This is a genomic window from Haladaptatus ordinarius (genome assembly GCF_054177595.1).
Genome location: NZ_JBPEHH010000261.1, coordinates 1 through 1,322 on the forward strand (window position 1 = coordinate 1; position 1,322 = coordinate 1,322).

Consider the following 1,322-nt stretch of genomic DNA (forward strand, 5'->3'; position numbering starts at 1 on the left):
GATAACTGAGCCCGGTTCTCTTTTTTTGTCGACGGCCGAATCGATCCGTCGAACCGTGTAAGAGTATCTTCAGCCGACGTCAGGAGGATTGGTGAGGCAAAATTCTTAGACAGGCTCATTTATTCCTCAATTCCTCTTTCCCGGCTTCGACGTGGGCGCGATCACCTGTTTGACTGTCTCTTCGCCGATGATACACGAAAAGCGGATCAGGAATATGATACCCATCGAGACCAGCGTCGAGATACTGCAGTAAGAGGTCGTACTCCGCAAATATCATATCCGGGTCGTACACGTCGAACTGCCTGAGCTGGTCGGTTCGATGCATCACACCGACTTTTACGGTATTCATGATGTCTGTGCCAGTCTCGACTATTTCCCGCATCCCATCAGGAAATTGCTCGTAGTAGTCAGTATAGACGAAATCGATATCACTGCGATCCGTGAGAATTTCGGATGCTCGCTCGACCAACGACGGGAGAAACTCGTCGTCCGAATCGAGAACCATTACGTACTCACCGCGTGCTCATTCGATCCCCTGGTTGCATGGAATCGTCCCGTTTCCGCTGTTTTGCTCGTTCTCGATGAGACGCACGTACGATGCCGCGAATGATTCGACGATTGCTGCCGTCTCGTCAGTCGAGCTGTCGTCCACGACGATATGCTCGATTCGTGAATCGTCTATCGTCTGTTGCCGAACGCTCTCGAGTGCTCGCTCGATGTAATCTGCGGAGTTATACGCCGCAGTGACGATGGAGACATCCGGTGAGGTCATGCTGGCGGTCTACTACCCATAATGGTTACGAAAGTAATAGGTTTCTCCCCCAGCTTTGCTGACTGGTGAACGGCTCTCATTCGTGGCGTCACGGTAGGTACACAGGTTCGGAGGATGTCGAATATACAAGCGAGATAGCGGTGTAAACCAGTATTTCGCGGCGGAGGTGAGTGTGGGTTCGACAGGATCAGTGTACCGATTGGGTGGAGAGTCGTGATATCCGAAGAGATGGAGTAACAAAGCGGGACTCGGGAGGGAGTTGTCACTCCCGAGTCCCGCGGTCTGGGCGTCTTTCACCGGTCAGTCGGGCGGAGCGAGGCAGAAACCGATGAGTTCGACGACTTCGCCAGCGCGGAGTGGCGGCTTTGCGCCGAGGTTGACGGCAAGCGCCTCACGAAGCAGGAGGTTCGTGAGGCGCCAGACGTTGTACTTGACGACGCCAAGGACGAAGTACAGGAGCCGCACGCGGTAATCTGTCGAGGCTGTGGCGGGGAGGAAGTGATTCTTGATACTCTTGTACTCGCTTTCGATCTGCCACCGCCGGCTGTAC

The 1,322-nt window shown here is 54.2% G+C and carries 2 protein-coding genes and 1 pseudogene; all 3 read right to left on the reverse strand.

What is annotated here, in order from left to right; all coding sequences use genetic code 11:
• Window positions 1–115: 115 nt before the first annotated feature.
• Window positions 116–469 carry a hypothetical protein gene (locus tag ACR3FF_RS27060; protein WP_458191187.1) on the reverse strand — a complete coding sequence of 118 codons (354 nt, stop codon included), beginning with the start codon at window positions 467–469 and terminating at the stop codon, window positions 116–118.
• 54 nt (window positions 470–523) lie between these two features.
• Window positions 524–772 carry a glycosyltransferase family 2 protein gene (locus tag ACR3FF_RS27065; protein WP_458191189.1) on the reverse strand — a complete coding sequence of 83 codons (249 nt, stop codon included), beginning with the start codon at window positions 770–772 and terminating at the stop codon, window positions 524–526.
• 300 nt (window positions 773–1,072) lie between these two features.
• Window positions 1,073–1,322: pseudogene (locus ACR3FF_RS27070) on the reverse strand (transposase); the annotation flags it as partial.

Coding starts and splice junctions, on each gene's coding strand:
- ACR3FF_RS27065 (WP_458191189.1), bottom strand. CDS start 772: ATGACCTCACCGGATGTCTCCATCGTCACTGCGGCGTATAACTCCGCA.